The organism is Chitinophaga qingshengii (assembly GCF_014529935.1).
Classification (GTDB): domain Bacteria; phylum Bacteroidota; class Bacteroidia; order Chitinophagales; family Chitinophagaceae; genus Chitinophaga; species Chitinophaga qingshengii.
In genome coordinates this window covers 3,334,109-3,353,876 of record NZ_JACVFC010000001.1, presented here as the reverse complement: position 1 = coordinate 3,353,876, position 19,768 = coordinate 3,334,109, and the positions used below count along the sequence as shown (strand labels likewise).

Here is a 19,768-nt window from a genome sequence, read left to right as displayed (position 1 = left end):
AACAATACTGTTGAAGCCTTTCTTTATTATACGGCGAGGGATGGTATCATCTCTGCCGCGAATGTTTCAAACTTTCGTTTGCCCGTTACCGTTTGATGATCCGCATAACCCTTGAATAACCGGCCTTCCCGGATACTGATACCTACCGCTGCAAAAAGGGAAGCCATGTGTGCGGAGAAGCCGTTTTGCATAGCGCCTTGTTGTAAAGCCTCGTCGGGGAATGCTATCCACGGAATAGACTGTCCCACTATGGTACTGAAAATCTGTGCTATTTCATTCCCCGTTTTTTCATCGCTGGTAATATACCGGAATGATTTGCCGGTGAAGGTTAAGCCGGAAAGCGAGGCTGCAGCAGCGTCTGCAATATCCTGCGGATGCACCAGCGCGAGTTGGATATCTCCCGGAAAATTATTCCCAACAATATGTTGTTGTAATATCATCGCCAGGTTACCGTAAAAGTTGGTATAAAACATACCTGCCCTTAAATGTGTAATGTGGGTATCCGGCAGCTGGTTCAGCGTTTCTTCTACCTGGTAAAAAGCGCTGGATAAACCATTGCCAGTTGGTACTTCTGCTCCGATGGCGCTGAGATTGACCACATGTTTTACGCCCGCTTCTGCCAATGCCTGGCGATAGTTGTCAGCTATGGCGGCTACATCCTGGTAATAGTTGCCGGATGTGGCAATAGGCGGAATCATGGTATATGCGGCATCGGCGCCTTTAAAAGTAGTAGTTAAAAACGCTGCGTCGGTGATAGATCCAATAGCGGCTGTAGCGCCCAGTGCTTTGATAGCGGCTGTTTTATTGATATCCTGACTGATAACGGTCACCTGGTGTCCTGCGTTTACCAGTTGGGTAGCTAATGGTTTGCTTACATTTCCTAATGATCCTGTGATGATAATTTTCATAGTAGTTGTTTTTTTATTGCTGGAACAAAGATACATTTGTACTGTACTTTTTACCAGTACTTACCCTAAAGTATGTACCATGACAGCAATTAAAGAAAGCTCCGTAATACAGGCTAATAAGCAGCTGGCAAGCCAGTTATGCCCGGTTACCTACGTGATGGAAAAGATTGGCGGATACTGGAAACCGATCATTTTGTTCCAGTTGTTATCCGGATCTAAACGCTACGGCGAATTAAGAAGATCAGTACCTTCCATTACAGAAAAAGTATTGATACAGCAACTCAAACAACTGGAAACAGATGGGTTGGTATCCCGTAAAGCGGAACCGGTAATACCGCCGCATGTAACCTATAGTTTAACCAAATCAGGAAAGGCTATGCGGGATGTGCTCTGGGCCATGGCCAATTGGGCGGCGATGGATAGCAAGGAGTCGGGCAAGGTTTTCAAAAAGAACATGAAAAACTTCCCCGGATAAAATGAATATAAAAAAAATGGCGTCTCAACAGAGACGCCATTTTTTTTATTGGATGTGTACTTACAATTAGAAGCTGTATCTCAGACCCAGCTGCATCTGATGACGGGAACCGAAGAAGTCCTTGGAGTAAGGAGAGCCTGGTGTTTCCAGTTTCAGGACCGGGTAGTTGTTCACTACTTTGCCGGTTGGTGTTGCACCTACGCTGGCGCTTGAGTTGAAGGTATTCGGTGAGAAGTACTGAATACCCCATTCTTTGTTCAGCAGGTTAGTCAGGTTCACGATATCGTAAGTGAGGGTGAGGGTGTGCATGGATTTACCTGCCTTGAAGTTGAAGTCCTGGCTAAAGCGGAAGTCAGCTTGGGTATTCCATGGTGTACGGCCACCGTTACGTTCTGTGAACTGGCCTTTGCGGCTGCTCAGGTATTTATCGGCGTTGATGAAGTTCATGAACTCAGTTGCCTGTTGAGCGGCAGTTTTACCACCAGCGATGTCAGCAAAGAAGTTGGTGGCATCGGTTACATCTTTCGGGATGTAAGCCAGGCTCACCTGTTGAGGAGTACCCTGTACGGTGGCGTTTACGAAGCCATAGGTATAAGGTAAACCGGAAGAAGTGTTAAAGAACACGGAGAAGTTGGAAACCCATTTGTTTCTCTTATCCCAGGCGTGTTTGTAGTTAACGGTAGCTACGATACGGTTACGGATATCGAAGTTGGAGTAAGCCAGGGCCGGGTTGTTCGGGTTCAGCGCCTGGTTCAGCTGCCAGTTGGATTCCATGGAGTTGCGGATACCGTTGGTGATATCTTTAGCCTGTCCGTAAGTATAGGCGGCCATGAAGTTCAGACCAAAGGGGAAGGATTTGGATACCTGAGCAGTGATGCTGTAACGGTAACCTTTATCGGTGTTGGACAACAGGTAAGCGTTGGTATATAACGGGTTGGTTTTTGCGCCAGACCAGATGGGCTGTTGTTTGTTCACGTCGTATGCGTAGTAGGTAGGATTATCTGTCAGGTTGATCTGCTGGAACATCAGGTCTTTTACTACTTTGGTGTAGATACCTTCGATGCTGAATCTCCACTGGTCACGGGTGTTGTATTCCAGTGCCAGGCTGCTTCTCCATACCTGCGGCATTTTGAAGTTGTTGTCGATCAGGTCCACCTGGGTTGCGCCGGCAGCGTCATTTACTTTAGCACCGTTCTGTGCAGCAAAATCAGCGATGCCGTTATCAGAAGGTTTAGCTGCTGGCAGCGGCGTGTTCACGAAAGGTTTGGTAGATTTCTGATCGTAAGCGCCATAAGTTACACCGTTGTTGTAGTAAGCATAACCTAACCATGCGAAAGGAATACGGCCGGTAAACAGACCGGTACCACCGCGCAGCACGAGGCTGTTGTCGCCTTTGATGTCATAGTTAAAGCCTAAGCGCGGAGAAATCTGTACGTTATTCAGGAAGTTGTTTTTGATATCCTGAGGTTTGGTATACGTATAGGTGGTACCGTAGTTGGCGTCAACCGGTGCTTTGATCGTTTTGTCGCTCAACGGTTGTTTGTTTGGAATACCAGTGTAGTCTAAACGAACGCCAGGAGTGATTTTAAAACGATCTGTCAGCTGGATTTCATCCTGACCGTACAGGCTCAGCAGGTTAACCTTGAACTGTGCCGGAGGATTCGCCATGATGAAATCGCGGGAGTTGTTGGCGTAGTTGTAGTTACCACGTACGCGGCTGGGATTGTTGTTGATGAAATCTTCAACACTGTTGTAGTCGATACGGCCGTTCCAGGAGTTTACGAAACCGTAGGTGATGTTGTAAAACTCGTTGTGTGTACCTACTGTGAAAGTATGGTTGCCTTTGAAGATGGTCACGTTATCGGTGATCTCAAAGGTTTTTTGTTTCATGTTGAAGATGCTCGCTTCACGGTCAGTACCCAGGAAGATGGTAGAACCGGCAGTGCGGCCTTTGATCTGAATCTGCGGAGCAGCTGGGTTAGACAGCGGGTCTCTGTAGTCGTGGATGCTGGAATAACCCAGGATCAGGCTATTGGAGAGCGTGTTGGAAAAGGTGCTTTTCAGTTCAGCAACGGTAGAGCTCTGGTTATTCACCTGTTTGAAGTCGATACCTTTGAAACGGAAGTTCTGTTGATCACGTTCCAGGTTAGTCGCTTCAGAAGTGATGGTATTGTTACGAACAGACAGCTGATGTTTGCTGTTGATATGCCAATCCAATCTGTTGAAGAATTTGTTGGAGTTGGAGTAGATGCTGGTGTTACCGGCGGTTCCGATATCTACGCCGTAATTTTTCATGACAGCGGTAATTTTATCGGCGTCGTCCTGAGTCAGGATACCACCACCATCAGCGGAACCTGCGGCGAGGATCACCGGGTCTACGCGGCGGGTGATTTCTTCGTTGGTGAAGAAAAACAGTTTGTCTTTGATGATCGGGAAACCTACACGGGCGCCTGCCTGGTATTCGTGGAAGTCTGAAGGCAGTTTGGAACCGTCACCGGCGTTGTTTTTACCGATCATGGAAGCGGTACGGCCGTAACCATAAACGGAACCGTGTACTTCGTTGGTACCGCTACGGGTAACCGCGTTCACGCTACCGCCGAGGAAGTTACCGATTTTAACGTCGAATGGAGCCAGTAATACCTGTACGTCCTGGATCGCATCGAGAGATACGGGATTGGTACGGGTGCTGCTACCTGGCTGACCGCTGGTAGCGCTTTGACCACCGAGGGAAGGGCTAAAGCCGATCGCATCGTTGTTGATGGCGCCATCTACAGTTACGTTGTTGTAACGGTAGTTGGTACCGAGGAATGAGTTGTTGTTGCTCTGCGGAGTAACCTTGGTGAGGTCTTGCAGGCTACGGCTAAGGCTGGGGATGCTTTTGATCTGCTCCTGTCCTATTTTGGTACCGCCGGTTTTGCTGCCGGTATTGCCGGTTACCACGATTTCGCTCAGGGCAGTGGATTCTTCTGCGAGCTTAAAGTTAAAGTTGGTGGAACCTAAGGTCAGGTTCACATTTTCTTTTACTTCTTTTTTATAACCAATGAAAGATACAGTAATGGTGTAAGGACCGCCCGGATTCAGGTTCGGAACTATGTAACGGCCATCGCTGTTGGTTTGTGTGCCATTTTTGGTACCGGTGGCAGTGTTTAACACTACTACGGTAACCCCGGGGATCGCCTGTCCGGCAGGATCCGCTACTTTACCTGAAATAATGGAAGTGGTAATCTGTGCTTGTGTTGTTTGGAAGCCGAAGACGACCAGAATGCTCACTAGAAGCGTGACAATTGATTTCATAAAGCCAGTGTTGTATTTGCTGGTGCAAAACAACTACTCCAAAGCAACCATAATGTTAACTCATCATTACCAAATTGTTAAGGACTGCTTAAAGTGATCTTAAAATAGCTGAATTAATCTCCGGTTAAGTTAATAAACTATCATGTTTAAGATGTTGTATGAAAACAATGTTAAGAATCATATAGCGGGATGATGCACCGGATTTGTTTAACAGTTCTTAAACAATAATTTTCTTAAGACAACCAGGATGACTATACGAAAATGACAGATCGGGCCATAAAAAACCCCGTCTTAAAAGACAGGGTTTACGCGTTTTTTAAAACGGTGTTTCTTAAAAGTAGACTTTAAAAGTCCCGTCCGTTAAAGGTTTTTCTATTTCACCACTAATTAAGGTGCCGGAGAAGGTTCCCTCCGCTTGATTACTATTAATGCTTTCAAGTTTGATGGAGATGGTTTTAGTGATAAAACCAGTCTCTTTTTGCTGAATATCCATCAGCGTCATAACGGCGGCGCTCTCGTTATACTGCCCGGTCTTCAATCCGTCCGGGAAAGTAATCATCAGTTCCATGTGTTTGCCGAAATTATTGGTTACTCCGTCAATGATCAGTGTCTTTTTACCGGCAACGACCGTGTCTGAAATAACCCCTTGTGTAGAATTGGAGCGATAGGCTGCATCCCCTGCCTTGAACGTAAAGTAACCCTCTGGTGTCACGTCTTTCTTTTTACTGCAACCGGCAAGTCCAACTCCGGCGAAGATGGCAATAACGGCCCATACGAAGATTTTTAAACGCATATATGCTGATTTTTTAATGCTCTGTTGTCGCCGCTGCATAGGTAAACCGGTGCTGGCCCGGCAAATAACGCCGCTGCCAGTTATGCTCATAGGAAATAGGTGTACCGGTTAATATACGGGCATAGGGATAAATTCATCTGCAATATATGTAATAATTTTTAAATTAAATAAAATATTAATGAATAAGTGGGAAGGTAACAGGACTGCAGAAACGGCGAGCGTCAATATTAACAATATTTTTGTGGGGTAATTCCGTATTATTACTGTTGAAGTTTTAAATGAATAAAAGCACATTATGTCATCGGAAGTAGTTAAACAATTACAGGAAGCAGTGCAGTTTTCACCGGAAAATGTGCCGTTGCGCTTACACCTGGCCCAGGTGCTGTTACAGGATTATGATTATGTGCAGGCAGAAGAACAGTACCGCAAAGTACTGGAACTGTCGCCGGACCACACCGTTGCTCAACTGGGACTGGCCCGTACCTTTTATCATCAGCAAAAATATTCTGCCGCTATAGTTGTACTGGAACAGCTGGAACATCATGAGCCGGATCATTTCGATGCGCTCCTGCTTCATTGCCGTATCCTTGTCAAAGAAAACTCGCTCCAGTCGGCCAAAGAAATCTATCAGCATCTGCTGCAACTCAATCCGGGTTTCCGTGATGAAGCCCTGGACACGCAGTTCCGCATGCCGCAACAACAACCCGCTTCTTCTTCTTTTGATGAAGAGGACAACATCGATGAAGATCCGGATAAAATTTTCACCCTGGAAAAACCAGAGATGAACTTCTCCGACGTAGGCGGTATGGACCGGGAGAAACAGGAGATAGACCTGAAAATTATCAAACCGCTGCAGTTCCCTGACCTATATAAAGCCTACGGCAAAAAAGCCGGCGGCGGTATTCTGTTATACGGTCCTCCGGGATGTGGTAAAACCTACCTGGCCAAAGCTACAGCCGGACAAATACAGGCCGAATTCATCAACGTAGGCATACATGACGTGCTGGACATGTGGATCGGCAACAGTGAAAAGAACCTGCATGCGCTCTTTGAACTGGCCCGTCAGCGTAAACCCTGCGTACTCTTCTTCGATGAAGTAGATGCGCTTGGCGCTAACCGTACGTCCATGCGCAACAGCGGCGCCAGTCACCTGATCAATCAGTTCCTGGCAGAAATGGACGGTATTGCAGCCAATAATGAAAACGTGCTGATCATTGGCGCTACCAACGCGCCCTGGAGCCTGGACCCGGCTTTCCGCCGCCCCGGCCGTTTTGACCGTATTATCTTCGTGGCTCCTCCGGACACGGACGGCCGCGAATCCATCCTGAAGCTGCAACTACGCAACAAGCCTGTGTCGGACGTGGATTATAAAGCCCTGGCTAAAGCTACGGCAGGCTACTCCGGCGCCGATCTGAAAGCCATCGTGGACCTCGCCGTGGAAGACAAACTGCTGGAAGCGCTCCAAAAAGGCGCACCACAGCCTATATCGCAAAAAGAACTGGTGAAAGCCGTCAAATCACATAAACCCACTACCCGGGAATGGTTTAATACAGCCCGTAACTATGCCTTGTATTCCAACGAGGCGGGCCTGTACGACGATGTGCTGAAATACCTGGATATAAAGAAATAATGTATGGCTGTACTCATTCAGCGTGCCCAGCTGCTGTTGCAACAAGGGCGTTACCAGGATGCACTGACTACCCTGAAACAACATCTCAGTACCAGCGCCAATGATATCGATGCGCTTTTCCTGCTGGCGATCTGCTATCTGGAAATGGGCAAAATGGAAGAAGGCGAACAGGTGATCAACAACGCACTGGGCTTTGCCCCGCACGATGACCGGTTCCTGTACCTGAAGGCGCGTATGGCGCTCAATAAAAACCAGTACAACGAAGCTATACAGGCTATCAGCGAGGCGGTGTCTATTCACCCTTACCAGGCCGATTATTTCGGTATGTGGAGCCAGATACTGCTGTTTAAAAAGGACTACCCCGGAGCGTTGCAGAAGGCGCAGGAAGGATTGGCCATAGACCCGGAAAACCTGGTCTGCCTCAACCTCCGCTCCAACGCCTTATTTAACATGGGTAAAAAAGAAGAGGCTTTCTCCAACCTGCACGAGGCGCTGGAGCATAATCCTGAGAACGCCTATACGCACGCCAACCTGGGCTGGAAATGGCTGGAGGCCGGCGATCACCGTAAGGCACTGGAACATTTCAGGGAATCCCTGAAGTTAGATCCCAATCAGCAATGGGCCAAGAGCGGCATGGTACAGGCGATGAAAGCCCGCTACTGGCTGTATCGTCAGTTCCTGAACTACGCCTTTTTTATGGGCAGACAGAAAGCCGGCATCCAATGGTTGATTATTGGCGGCATCTTTATCCTGACACAAATTGCCAGCAAAGTATTTTTCCCCTTGTATGTGTTACTGGCGTTGGTGGCCTTGTCCACCTGGCTGATAGCACCGGTGAGCAACCTGTTCCTGCGGTTAAATCCTTATGGCCGTTACGCCCTTACACCGCAGCAAACCAAAGTATCCACCATCGTAGGATGCCTGCTGCTGGTGGCATTGCTGGCGGCCGCCGGGTATTGGATCACTTCCATTCCGGGACTGCTGTCTATCGCCATTTGCTCCGGTGTGTTGTTATTACCGGTTTCCAGTATGTACACCCCGGAATCAAAGAAGAACAAAAAGATCTTCCGGATATACACGCTGGCATTGGCAGTCATCGGGCTGTTAGGTATTATCTTCGCCTTTATCACCAACGATTACGCCAATATATTTGTGGCTATTATGCTGATAGGGGTATTTATATACCAGCTGCTGGCTAATTATATTATATCCCGGGAATAAACATTAATACTGATTTCGCTGATTAGCGGAGATCATTATATTATATCCAAAATAAAAAAGAGGATCGCCCATTGATAAGATATCAATGGGCGATCCTCTTTTTATTCTTCGTACTAATATCCACTAATCAGCGAAATCTTTAGCCAAGGGCTTCAGCCCTGGGTTTATGCATCGATTTTCGCATACTTCGCATGAGACTCGATAAACGCTCTGCGTGGGGGTACTTCATCGCCCATCAGCATGCTGAATACGCGGTCTGCTTCGGCAGCGCTTTCGATGGTAACCTGTTTCAGGGTACGTTTGTCGGGGTTCATGGTAGTTTCCCACAGCTGTTCTGCGTTCATCTCACCAAGACCTTTATAACGCTGTACGTTTACGCTGTCTTCTTTACCACCGGCAGCCAGCTGGATGGTAGCGGCTTTACGTTGTTCTTCTGTCCAGGCGTAGATTTGTTCCTTACCTTTTTTCACCAGGTACAGTGGCGGTTGGGCGATGTATACATAACCCTGTTCCACCATCGCTTTCATATACCGGAAGATAAAGGTGAGGATCAGTGTGGCGATGTGGCTACCGTCCACGTCGGCATCCGTCATAATCACCAGCTTGTGGTAACGGAGTTTGGACAGGTTCAGCGCTTTATCATCTTCTTCAGTGCCGATGGTTACCCCCAGGGCAGTGAAGATATTTTTGATCTCGTTGTCTTCGTAGATCTTATGTTCCATGGCTTTTTCCACGTTCAGGATCTTACCACGGAGTGGCAGGATAGCCTGGAAGTTACGGTTACGGCCTTGTTTGGCAGTACCACCCGCGGAGTCACCTTCGACGAGGAACAGTTCGCATTTTTCAGGATCGTTGTCGGAGCAGTCTGCCAGTTTACCGGGGAGGCCGCTGCCGGTCATTACGCTTTTGCGTTGTACCAGCTGGCGGGCTTTACGGGCCGCTTCGCGGGCCTGGGCAGCCAATACCACCTTGTTGATAACGGTTTTTGCTTCACGTGGATTTTCTTCCAGGAAGGCATCCAGTACAGCGGCTACAGAACTATCTACCACACCCATTACGTCGGAGTTACCGAGTTTGGTTTTGGTTTGTCCTTCAAACTGTGGTTCGGGTACTTTCACGCTGATGATAGCGCTCAAACCTTCACGGAAGTCATCGCCGGTTACTTCTACCTTGGATTTCTCGAACAGTTTGTTTTTATCGCCATAGGATTTAAACACGCGGGTGATGGCACGGCGGAAACCGGCTACGTGTGTACCTCCTTCGATGGTGTTAATGTTGTTAACGTAGGAGAAGATGTTTTCACTGAAGGCATCGTTGTATACCAGGGCTACTTCCACCGCTACGTTGGAGGCCGCATCATGGGCTTCTACGTAGATAGGGGCAGGCAGCAGCGGGTTACGGCGACCGTTTTTATCCAGCATCTGGATAAATTCGCGGATACCGCCTTCGCTGTAGAAGGTTTCTTTGAAGATGTTGCCTTCTTCGTCTTTTTCTCTTTCGTCAGACAGGGTAATGTTGATCTTACGGTTCAGGTAAGCCAGTTCCCTTAAACGGCCAGCCAGGATTTCCCGGTTGTAGGTCGTTTCCTTGAATATTTCGCCATCCGGTTTGAAGTGTACGGTGGTGCCGGTGGTTTCGCTAACCCCGATTTCCCGTACTGAATACTGAGGGATACCGCGGTGGTATTCCTGTTCAAACAGTTTACCTTCCGTTTGTACGGTTACATGCAGTACGGAGCTCAGCGCGTTTACGCAGCTGACACCCACCCCGTGCAAACCGCCGGATACTTTATAGGTGTTTTTATCAAATTTACCGCCGGCATGGAGCACGGTCATTACCACTTCCAGGGCGGAACGGCCTTCTTTCGGGTGGATACCGGTAGGGATACCACGACCGTCATCCTTTACACGGATAGAGTTATCCTCGCAGATCGTTACTTCGATATTTTTACAATAGCCAGCCAGGGCTTCGTCAATGGAGTTGTCCACGACTTCATATACCAGGTGGTGAAGTCCTTTGATGCCAATGTCGCCAATATACATGGCCGGACGCTTGCGCACCGCTTCCAGTCCTTCCAATACCTGAATACTCCCCGCATCATAACCGTTGCTGGGGCTGGTTGCTTGCACTAATTCTTCGCTCATATGTTGGTGTAAAATCGTTTAGAAACAAAATCGGTAGACAATCACGCAAAAATACGAAAAATAAGCCTTATTTCCATAAAAGAATAGCTGTTTTTGGGTGGGATGGATACCACTTTTTTGCACTATAATTTTCCGGCCCCCGCGGTCTCCTTCACGCCGGCAAATAATGTTTTCCACACGAGGTTAAAAAATGACTTCTGGATATCCCGGGTATGGGTGGGCGTGGCAACCCGCACTTTCTCCCCATTTAACGGATTACTGTCTTTGATCACCATCACATTGGCCACAAAACTCATCAGTCCCTTACGGCGGTAGCTGTGGTGGTCCTTATCCTGCTTCAGGATAGCGATTTTCAGGTTATCGTACAACAGGGTCACACTACCGGCCGCCTTCCGCTCGTCGCCCTGGATGTTGAAATTCAGGTCCCGGATATTGCAGGACCGGATCTCAATCATGCCCAACGGCCGGGTAACGCTGTTCAGGTCCTTGCCATTCATGTTCTTCAACTGGCCGGAGACGGCAAAACGGCCGGCCGGATTGTTCAACAGGAAATCGAAATGCGCCCGCAGCTTACCACTTTGCATGAAAATAGCGTCAAAATCGGCCAGACAATGCTTGTTACGAGCCACCATAGAATCAATATTGGTGATATTGGTAAACCGGCCATGAACGTGACTGAAATTGAGCACGCCCGTTTGCTGGGTCAAAGGGCTCAGCTCTGCGTACTGCAATTCCATATTATTACCGGTCAGGGTATCTATTTTCAGGGGTATATGCAGCTTTTGCAATACCTGGTTAGGAAACTGCCCCAGTTTGTCGCCCGGCGGCATGGGCAAGGTCCGGTCCCGGTAAATATGCACCTTGCCATTCCCGATATTAACACGACGGGCCCAGATTTGCTGCTCCTGCAGCAATAACCGCGGGTCCAGCTCCTGTACCCGGATGTCGTTAAATAACAGTTCGTACCGGTCCTGCTGTACACCCGTCCGCTGCTGGAACGCAGCCTTGTCATACCGGGGCTGTACCTCAAACTGACCGATATTCAGCGTTCTCTCCGCTGCGTCATAGCTGATACCGCGCACAAATATCCAATAAAGACTGTCCCGGGTGCGGTTCATATAATCCCGCATCCCTATTTCATAGTTGCGGGCATACAGGTAACGGGTAGGATCATGCAATGCAGCAGAGTCAATCAAAAAATCGTTTACCCCTATCCGAAGGTTCCGGAACTGATGGATCACCCGGGAAGAATCGCGCCGGGTAAATACATATTTAAAATGGGTGTTGTCCAGCTGGAAATGCCCGATGAAAATGGATTTCATCTTGGTAGAGATGTTCTCATAGGCTGTTCTGGGCCGCGTGGTATCCCGCACGGTGCTGTTCTGGTCCATCACTATACTCGGACCGGTGACGATCAGTTCACCGGCATTCAGTTCATTTTTGATGAAATACCGCCACGGTCTGAAGTAGCGCAGTTGTAGTTTTTCTACACTGATGAGATAGGTGTTTTCCGGGGCACGATGAGCAGCCAGCATCCTGCGGTACACAGCGGAATCCAGCGTCATAGAGGCTTTTTCCACGGTCAGGCTGCCGGAAAGCACATTGAGATGCAGGTCCTTGTATTGTACAATGTACAAGCTATCGGACAAGTCAGTTACATAGCCCGATAACTCCTTGCGTAACAGCTTGGTCCAGTGCTGATTAAGATACCAACCCGTACACAGCACCAATACCAGCAGTATGGCGAGGGCGGTTAATATTATCCTGATGATCCTGGGTAATTTCCTTTTCCTTTGTTCCATCTATCATGAATAAACGAAATTTATACCAATTGCATGATATAACAGCCGCCAAATACGTGAAAGTTATTCCTTATGTTAGGAATGCTTTGTAAGTGTATTGTCAAAATGTATTTGATTAAAACTGGAAGTGTTAAATTTGTCCCGGTTTTAAAACATCAGGTAAAGTGAAAGAAATTCAGGAAATACTGGCATTAGCCATCCCGCAGCCCGCCATGAGCGACCAGCTACAGCTGGCGGAGCAGGATAGCGTGACTGTCCCGGATTGCCTGGACTTTACATTGCAGCGCTTTGTTTACGACAAACCGCTGCCGGTGGAAGACGTAGCCATGGTGGTATACCAACCGGCTAAAAGAGGGCAGTCCGCCGCAATAGAACTGCGCTATTGTGTGGCCGGCAGCAAATATTGTAAAAATCCCGCCTGCACCGACCAGTTGTGTGCAGAGGGCGATAAGGAAGCCTGTAAGGATAAGGTCCCTTCTGTAGACCTGATCACTGTCAGATTCCAGCCAGCATTTATTCAGTCGCTTCAGAAAAATACGACCTCGTTCTCCCTTTTTGAGAACCAGGCACGCAAACCTTTCGTGAAAACCATCCAGCCCTGCACCAAATCCAAGTCAGTGCTGGAAACAATGGTACACCACAACTACGAAGGCATGCTGAAGAACATCTTCCTGCAAAGCCGGGCCCTGGACTTACTGCTGTACAGCTCCGACCAGTTCATGCAGAACGATCCCGACGAACGTTATGGCTGCCGCTTCCTCACGCACCTGGAAGACCGGGAGAAAATTGAAAAAGCAAGAAGTATCTTACTGGAACAACTGGATTCCCCCATCACCATCCGTGATCTGGCCCGTAAAGTAGCCATGAATGAATGTTACCTGAAAAAAGGCTTTAAAGCCATGTATGGTACCACCATCTACGACTATTTCCAGAAAGAAAGAATGGAAAAGGCCAAGGGCCTGTTGTACGAAAAAGGAATGTCTGTGTCTGAAGTAGCAATGCTCATGGGTTATTCCTGCATCTCCCACTTCTCCACCGCCTTTAAAAAACATACAGGATTAAAACCTTGTGAGTTATTACTTCGTTGATAATCAATTAGAAAGAAGTTTTTATAAATGCTGATAGCCACCCGCTATCAGCATTTTTTTTGCAATTTCCCGCTTTGATCATTTCTTTTCCCGAATTGAAAACCGCCGCCGCGAATATCGTCGTTACTTTGTATTGTTAAAACGACGGACAGATATCTATCTGTGACCCTTCCAAGCTTCCTTATTAGATTTGACCATGGGAAGAAACTTTTCCGGTGATACAAAAAGTAAAGCCATAAATTTTAGACTTGCGTTCTTTATCAAACACCAGGGAAACACAAGTTGAATTACCAGAGAAGTTTTCGACCAGATTTTATAAAGTCGCCTCGCTTCTGCGGGGCGGCTTTTAATTTTTAGCAATGCGCAATAGCTTCGGCATATTCCAGCTCATACGCTGCTCCATAGGTACTTTTATATTCCTTTAGAAACGACGCATACAGGTTTCGCGCAGCGGTATGCTGCCTTAGGGAAACCAGCGCCCTGCACTTATGCCTGATGGCTTCTTCATGAAGCGAATCGGCATAGAGGATGGCCTCACATACTTCCAGTACCAGCGCCGGCGCTGCGTCCGGGGTTTCCTCCAGGAAAGCGCTTAACAGCGTGGTACTCCTTTCGTTTATATCAGCCTTGAATTTGTCCAGCCAGGGGTATTCAGTCTCCTGCAGAAAAGGACCCCGTTTTAAAATGCTGGTCAGCGCGGAGATATGATCGCCATCCTGCTGCAGGATATAATAATCGTCCAGGTCTGTATGCACAGCCGGATCTTCAAACCGGAAAAGCCACCGTTCATTGTCTTTGACCAACGTGTAAACACCGATTTTATCGAGCAGGTTTTTCAGTTTGACGAGGTTGACAGACCGGTTGTTCTTGGCATCTTTCAGCGCTCTTCCCGGCCACAGTATATCATTGATTTTTTCCGATGAAATACCATTCCGGCCAGGTAATGAATGCAGGTACAACAACAGGAATAACTCTTTCAGCAAAGGACTGAAGGCGCGGGTAATATCATGCCCCTCTTTATCTGTAACTGTAAAATGACCAAATAACTGTACGCCGGGATAAGCTACGGTAACGGCAATCGCCGGAGTAGCGGTAAGCACAGGCGCGGGTATCGTCGTTGCCAGTACAACCGGCGCCGGTGCTGTCGGGGGCATTTTCCGGCGGTTCAGTGCTGCAATGCCCAACGCCAGTAAGAACAAGGCCACTACTACTGCTATGGCAATGATAATCCGGACAAGATACAACGGTGTTGATTTGCCAGGCGGCATGGGCGCCCCCAGGCCATAGGGCGAAAACTGTAAGGTATGAATACGTACCTGCGTGGTATTGTTTTTCAGGGAGAATAAGGTCACTACTGTCAACTCATCGCTTTCAGGTGTGTAAAACAACCTGGCGGATGATCGGATATCATAAAAATCAAAAGGAATAGTAGTAGCCATGGCGGTATACACCGGCTCTTTCAGCGAACCCCGGATCAGTTGCAGCGATGAGTTCATCCGGTCGTTGGGGAAAGTGAGGGCATAATATTCCTGCCGGTCAGTGTCCAGTATCATGTTGCTGGCAAAGGTAAACTGCTCTTCCGGCTCTTTCAGGCGATAGATAGCCCGGAAGCTGCGGCGTTTTACATCAAACAATACCAGGTCGTACAGGTTATGCGGATTAAGCAATTGATCGCCGGTAGTGCTGCCATAACCCCCTAGTATATACGCTGTATCTCCTGCTTTGTTATGTCCCAGCGCGGCCAGATACCGGGGCGTGAAAACATCGCCTCCCATGTTTACCCGATCCCACTGCCGGCGTCCGGGATGATAACGGCGTACCTCATTTTTATACCGGAAGTCGCCATATCCTCCCAGGATATACACACTACTGTCGTAGTGGGAGAAAAAGAGATTGGAATGCCAGTAAACAGTGGCGCTGAGTGTGTCCATCACACCGTTCCAGACATGATGAAGGGTATCATATATCCTCACCTGTTGACTGTCGGGCTTTAGTTGGCAAAGCTGCCGGTCAACCGGGTTGACAACTGCGTGTAGCCCTGGGGGTGATATATGCGGTGAGTATTGTGCGGTGGTATGATGTGTATAACAATGGTAGGCATAAAGACTATCGTCGCTATTGATGTAGATAGTGCCGGAGGCTGCATCCATGGCTACGTTGGCATTCCCTTTTACAATAAAGGAATCCGTTTGTTGCCAGGAGGTAAAGGCAGGCCGCATCCACACAGGGTTTTTGATCTCGGCGGTTTGCCCGTTGATGAGATCCTTATCGGTATGCCCCCGCGTTTGGTCCAGCGGCCAGTGATGTTGCAGCGTATTCCCGGCAAACATTTTTACTTCTCTTATCCGCATAGGGGGCAGGTCAAATGTGCGGAATGTTTTGCGGTAATGGGCGCCGAAACATATCCGGAGCGAACTGCCGGAAACAACAGCGCTCTGGATTTTACCCACTGGCCGGCCATTCACGGAAACGGCCAGCGTATGTGCTTCATTGTTGGCATCCAGGCGGATATTGTTCCACTGATGCAGTAAACTGTCAGCACTAATCGCGAAGGAAATACCTGAAAATGCATTCCCGGTGACCACATAAAATGCCTTTGTACGGACATTATATATCAGGTCGATATTCTGATGCTTTTCGTCCGTAATTCTAAATACATAACCGAAGTACGACCGGAAAAAAGGCTGGAAAGACAGGTCAAAGGATAAGCTGTAGCCCCCTTTTACCTGCATGGGTTTTTCAGGCGTAAGGTCCAGTGAAGTACGGTCTTCCTGTGCAATATTTTTACTGGCAAAGGCAAGCCCGTAACCACCCTGTGCGCGGCTGGTAATAACGAGTGAAAAGGATATGAGGAAAAAGACTATATATCTGTACATAAGCTCCCTTACAATCCTGTAAGTCTTTTTTTCATTTGTTCGAATAACAAGGCGGGCTGTCCGGCTTTTATAACGTGGCAAATTAAAGTCTAAACGCTTAAGTTTTCTGATATCGAAGTTAACTTTGTTTTAAGAAACTTCTCTAGGGTTAAGTTAAAAGATAAAACACGCATTTCATAATTTATTCATCGCTTTTTTTCCTGTTAACCACCGCTGTTAATCCCCGGTTAATCTGCCTGTTAACCCGCCACGGCTTACTTGCAGGGCGATAATTCACTCCTGTTCATTAAACCACAGATGTTACCATGAAAAGATGGTTATACACGCTAATGCTGTTCTCTTATGCTTACGGCAGTTCGGCTCAATCCCTTCCGTTGAAGGGAAAGGTGCTGGATGAAAGTGGGCAGCCGCTGCCGGGGGTATCGGTAAAAGTGCTGGGCACTTCCACCGGTACTGGTACAGACCCGAAAGGCGATTTCTCCCTTAACGCCCCTGCCGGTTCCCGGCTGGTCTTCAGCTTTATCGGCTTCCGTACTGACACCGTGGTGATAGGTAACCAGGCCTTTATACAGGTGGCACTTAAAACAAATGTGTCCTCCCTCAGTGATGTAGTGGTAGTAGGTTACGGTACCCAGAAAAAGGTAAACCTGACCGGCGCTGTTACCCAGGTATCTGCCAAGGCACTGGAAAACCGCCCGCTGCCCAACCTGAGCCAGGGATTACAGGGCGTAGTGCCCAACCTCAACCTCGTTCCCGGCGATGGCAAACCTACCCAGGCCCCTGCCTATAATGTTCGCGGTATCACTTCCATCGGACAGGGCGGTAATGCCCTGGTACTCATCGATGGCGTGGAAGGCGACCCCAGTATGCTCAATCCCGCTGACGTGACCAGCGTTACTGTACTGAAAGATGCTGCTTCTGCTGCTATCTACGGCGCCAGAGGTGCTTTCGGCGTAGTATTGTTCACCACCAAAACACCGGTGAAAGACAAACTGAGCGTTACCTATTCCACCAACTACTCCCTGAAAAAGCCTACCACGGTACCAAATGTGGTAAGCGACGGGTATGAATACGCCAAAAATTTCAACGAAGCCTGGACCGCCTGGAACGATTATTCCCAGGTACCCCAGAACATCAACAAAACACAACCTTTTTCACAAGCTTACCTGGCGGCGCTGAAAGAACACGCGGAAAACCCCGGTCTGCCGAAAACTATTGTGAACGCAGCCGGCAACTATGAATATTATGGTAATACCGATTGGTACGACCTGCTGTATAAAAATCACACCAGCGCTGCGGAACATAACCTCTCCGTTTCCGGTAGCAGCGGAAAAGCCAGCTACTATATCACCGTCAGGTATTATGGACAGGATGGATTGTTCCGCTTCAACTCCGACGATTATAAAATGTATAACCTGAGAGCCAAAGGATCCATTCAGCTGTTTCCTTTCCTCAACGTGTATAACAGCACGGAGTTCTCCAGCAGGGATTACCACAACCCGCTCAACGTAGGTGAAGGCGGTGGTATCTGGCGTAATATCGCCGATGAAGGCCACCCCTCCTCTATGCTCTTCAACCCGGATGGCACGCTTACCTATACTGCTGCCTATACCGTGGGTGACTTTTTCTATGGTAAGAATGGGGTGGATCTGAATAAACAGGTGTTCAGAAATACCACCGGTTTCGCTGCGGATATTTACAAGGACAAACTGCGCCTGAAAGGTGACTTCACCGTACAAAACACTGCGGATAACCAAAAACGTTTACGCGTCCCCGTTCCCTATAGTAATGCGCCGGGCTCCATTGCCTACGTAGGCCTGGGTTACAACGATCTCATGATGAGCAATTACAACACGTTGTACCTGGCGTCCAATATCTATACGGAATACGAAACCCGCTTTGGGGTAGACCATTACTTTAAAGCAATGGCCGGTTTTAACTACGAGCAGTCTACCTACAAAGGTTTTTCCACCACCCGCAATGGTCTTGTGTACAGTGATGCCAAAGACCTGAACCTGGCCCTGGGTACCAATATTGCCACTGCCGGCGGTTATGAGCGCTGGGCTATTATGGGTGAATTTTTCCGTTTGAACTACTCCTATAAAGACCGTTACCTGCTGGAAGTCAACGGCCGCTACGACGGTTCGTCCAAGTTTCCGGCCAGCCAGCGTTACGCTTTTTTCCCTTCTGTATCCGCAGGATGGCGCCTTTCCAAAGAAGCCTTCTGGCATATTCCGGAAACAGCTATCTCCGACCTGAAGATCAGAGGTTCTTACGGTTCCCTGGGTAATGGTAATATCAAGTCCTACGCTTTCCAGGAAAAACTGGAAATCAAACAATCCGGTAGGGTAATCAATGGTGTCCGCCCGCAACAAACCACCCAGCCGGTGGTATTGCCGGATGGCCTTACCTGGGAAACCTCCACCACCCGTAACCTCGGTGTAGACCTGGCTGCGCTCAACAGCCGCCTCACTTTTACCGGTGATATGTATACGCGTATTACTAAAAACATGTTCACCCAAGGCCAGACACTGCCCGCTGTATTTGGTACGGATGTGCCTAAAGGAAACTACGCCGACCTGAAAACAAACGGATGGGAAATTGCACTCGGCTGGCGCGATCAGTTCAACGTAGCCTCCAAACCGCTGCATTATAGTGTTAACGCTACTTTAGCCAACTATAGCGCTACCATCACCAGGTATAATAACACAAACAACAAACTAACTGACTGGTACGCCGGTAAAAAAGTAGGTGAAATATGGGGTTATGTGAATGATGGTTACTGGACCAAAGACAATGTGGCGGCTGCTGCCAAGGCACAAGCACTGTTTAAGGCTTCCAACTCCGGCCAGTGGCTTCCCGGCGATATCCGGTTTAAAGATCTCAACGGTGATGGCATCATCAACAACGGTGCTAATACACTGGGTGATCATGGTGATCTCACTATTATCGGAGACTCCCTGCCTCACTACACCTATGGTTTGAATCTCAGTGCTGACTGGAACAATTTCTTCTTCAGTGTTTTCTTCCAGGGTGTAGGTAAACAAGACTGGTGGCCTGGTGCAGAATCTGATGTGTTCTGGGGACAATACAACAGGCCTTACAACCAGATGCCTAAATCACAGATCGGCAATATCTGGTCCGAAGACAATCCGGATGCCTACTTCCCCCGTTATCGCGGTTATGTGGCACAGAATGGCGCCGGCGAGCTGAAAGCACAGCAGTCCAAATACCTGCAAAATGTGGCTTACGTCCGCCTGAAAAATATTCAGATCGGTTACAATCTGCCTAAAGCACTGATATCACGGGCACGGTTCAACGCAGCAAGAGTGTATTTCTCCGCTGAAAACCTCTGGTCCTGGTCTCCTATGTATCGCATTACCCGCGATCTGGACGTAGAAAGTATTGGCCGCTCCGACACTGTTACCGATTCCGGCAACTCCGGTAATGGTAACAACTATCCTATCCTGAAAAGTTTTACGCTCGGACTTAGTATCACGCTTTGATCATCACCTCTTAATATAAAAAGGATAAATT

General features: G+C 48.2%; 11 protein-coding genes. 5 read left to right on the top strand and 6 right to left on the bottom strand.

Going from position 1 to position 19,768, the window contains the following annotated elements:
- Positions 1–26: 26 nt before the first annotated feature.
- Positions 27–908, bottom strand: a complete 882-nt coding sequence (locus ICL07_RS13020) for an NmrA family NAD(P)-binding protein (RefSeq protein WP_188088337.1) — start codon at positions 906–908, stop codon at positions 27–29.
- A 79-nt stretch (positions 909–987) separates the two neighbouring features.
- Between ICL07_RS13020 and ICL07_RS13015 the strand changes: the two genes are divergently transcribed.
- A complete protein-coding gene (locus ICL07_RS13015; protein ID WP_188088336.1) occupies positions 988–1,383 on the top strand; it encodes a winged helix-turn-helix transcriptional regulator in 396 nt (131 codons plus the stop codon).
- 66 nt (positions 1,384–1,449) lie between these two features.
- Here ICL07_RS13015 and ICL07_RS13010 read toward each other — a convergent pair whose 3' ends face one another.
- Both ICL07_RS13010 and ICL07_RS13005 read right to left on the bottom strand, forming a co-directional pair.
- Positions 1,450–4,677, bottom strand: a complete 3,228-nt coding sequence (locus tag ICL07_RS13010) for a TonB-dependent receptor (RefSeq protein WP_188088335.1) — start codon at positions 4,675–4,677, stop codon at positions 1,450–1,452.
- Positions 4,678–5,008: 331 nt separating this feature from the next.
- Positions 5,009–5,560 carry a hypothetical protein gene (locus tag ICL07_RS13005; protein WP_188088334.1) on the bottom strand — a complete coding sequence of 184 codons (552 nt, stop codon included), beginning with the start codon at positions 5,558–5,560 and terminating at the stop codon, positions 5,009–5,011.
- A gap of 205 nt (positions 5,561–5,765) precedes the next feature.
- Between ICL07_RS13005 and ICL07_RS13000 the strand changes: the two genes are divergently transcribed.
- Together ICL07_RS13000 and ICL07_RS12995 are read left to right on the top strand one after the other, a co-directional pair.
- On the top strand, positions 5,766–7,100 hold the full coding sequence (locus ICL07_RS13000) for an ATP-binding protein (protein WP_188088333.1): 1,335 nt from the start codon (positions 5,766–5,768) through the stop codon (positions 7,098–7,100).
- A gap of 3 nt (positions 7,101–7,103) precedes the next feature.
- The gene (locus ICL07_RS12995; protein ID WP_188088332.1) at positions 7,104–8,321 is read left to right on the top strand and encodes a tetratricopeptide repeat protein; all 1,218 of its coding nucleotides are present in this window, start codon (positions 7,104–7,106) and stop codon (positions 8,319–8,321) included.
- 164 nt (positions 8,322–8,485) lie between these two features.
- On the opposite strand, the gene gyrB is transcribed toward ICL07_RS12995, so the two are convergent.
- Positions 8,486–10,465, bottom strand: a complete 1,980-nt coding sequence (gene gyrB / locus ICL07_RS12990; RefSeq protein WP_188088331.1) for a DNA topoisomerase (ATP-hydrolyzing) subunit B — start codon at positions 10,463–10,465, stop codon at positions 8,486–8,488.
- Between the two features lie 122 nt (positions 10,466–10,587).
- A complete protein-coding gene (locus ICL07_RS12985; RefSeq protein WP_188088330.1) occupies positions 10,588–12,267 on the bottom strand; it encodes a hypothetical protein in 1,680 nt (559 codons plus the stop codon).
- Positions 12,268–12,431: 164 nt separating this feature from the next.
- On the opposite strand from ICL07_RS12985, the gene ICL07_RS32695 reads away from it, so the two are divergent.
- Complete coding sequence (locus ICL07_RS32695) at positions 12,432–13,355, top strand: helix-turn-helix domain-containing protein (RefSeq protein WP_188088329.1); 924 nt, start codon at positions 12,432–12,434, stop codon at positions 13,353–13,355.
- Positions 13,356–13,708: 353 nt separating this feature from the next.
- On the opposite strand, the gene ICL07_RS12975 is transcribed toward ICL07_RS32695, so the two are convergent.
- Positions 13,709–16,231 carry an AfsR/SARP family transcriptional regulator gene (locus tag ICL07_RS12975; RefSeq protein ID WP_188088328.1) on the bottom strand — a complete coding sequence of 841 codons (2,523 nt, stop codon included), beginning with the start codon at positions 16,229–16,231 and terminating at the stop codon, positions 13,709–13,711.
- A gap of 305 nt (positions 16,232–16,536) precedes the next feature.
- Here ICL07_RS12975 and ICL07_RS12970 point away from each other — a divergent pair, with 305 nt between their 5' ends.
- Positions 16,537–19,737 carry a SusC/RagA family TonB-linked outer membrane protein gene (locus ICL07_RS12970; RefSeq protein ID WP_188088327.1) on the top strand — a complete coding sequence of 1,067 codons (3,201 nt, stop codon included), beginning with the start codon at positions 16,537–16,539 and terminating at the stop codon, positions 19,735–19,737.
- Positions 19,738–19,768 lie beyond the last annotated feature (31 nt).

Excerpts from the sequence above, each read along its gene's own strand:
- ICL07_RS13010 (WP_188088335.1), bottom strand. The coding sequence starts at position 4,677 with ATGAAATCAATTGTCACGCTTCTAGTGAGCATTCTGGTCGTCTTCGGC.
- ICL07_RS13005 (WP_188088334.1), bottom strand. The coding sequence starts at position 5,560 with ATGAGCATAACTGGCAGCGGCGTTATTTGCCGGGCCAGCACCGGTTTA.
- ICL07_RS13000 (WP_188088333.1), top strand. The coding sequence starts at position 5,766 with ATGTCATCGGAAGTAGTTAAACAATTACAGGAAGCAGTGCAGTTTTCA.
- ICL07_RS12970 (WP_188088327.1), top strand. The coding sequence starts at position 16,537 with ATGAAAAGATGGTTATACACGCTAATGCTGTTCTCTTATGCTTACGGC.
- ICL07_RS13015 (WP_188088336.1), top strand. The coding sequence starts at position 988 with ATGACAGCAATTAAAGAAAGCTCCGTAATACAGGCTAATAAGCAGCTG.
- ICL07_RS13020 (WP_188088337.1), bottom strand. The coding sequence starts at position 908 with ATGAAAATTATCATCACAGGATCATTAGGAAATGTAAGCAAACCATTA.
- gyrB (WP_188088331.1), bottom strand. The coding sequence starts at position 10,465 with ATGAGCGAAGAATTAGTGCAAGCAACCAGCCCCAGCAACGGTTATGAT.
- ICL07_RS12985 (WP_188088330.1), bottom strand. The coding sequence starts at position 12,267 with ATGGAACAAAGGAAAAGGAAATTACCCAGGATCATCAGGATAATATTA.
- ICL07_RS12975 (WP_188088328.1), bottom strand. The coding sequence starts at position 16,231 with ATGTACAGATATATAGTCTTTTTCCTCATATCCTTTTCACTCGTTATT.
- ICL07_RS12995 (WP_188088332.1), top strand. The coding sequence starts at position 7,104 with ATGGCTGTACTCATTCAGCGTGCCCAGCTGCTGTTGCAACAAGGGCGT.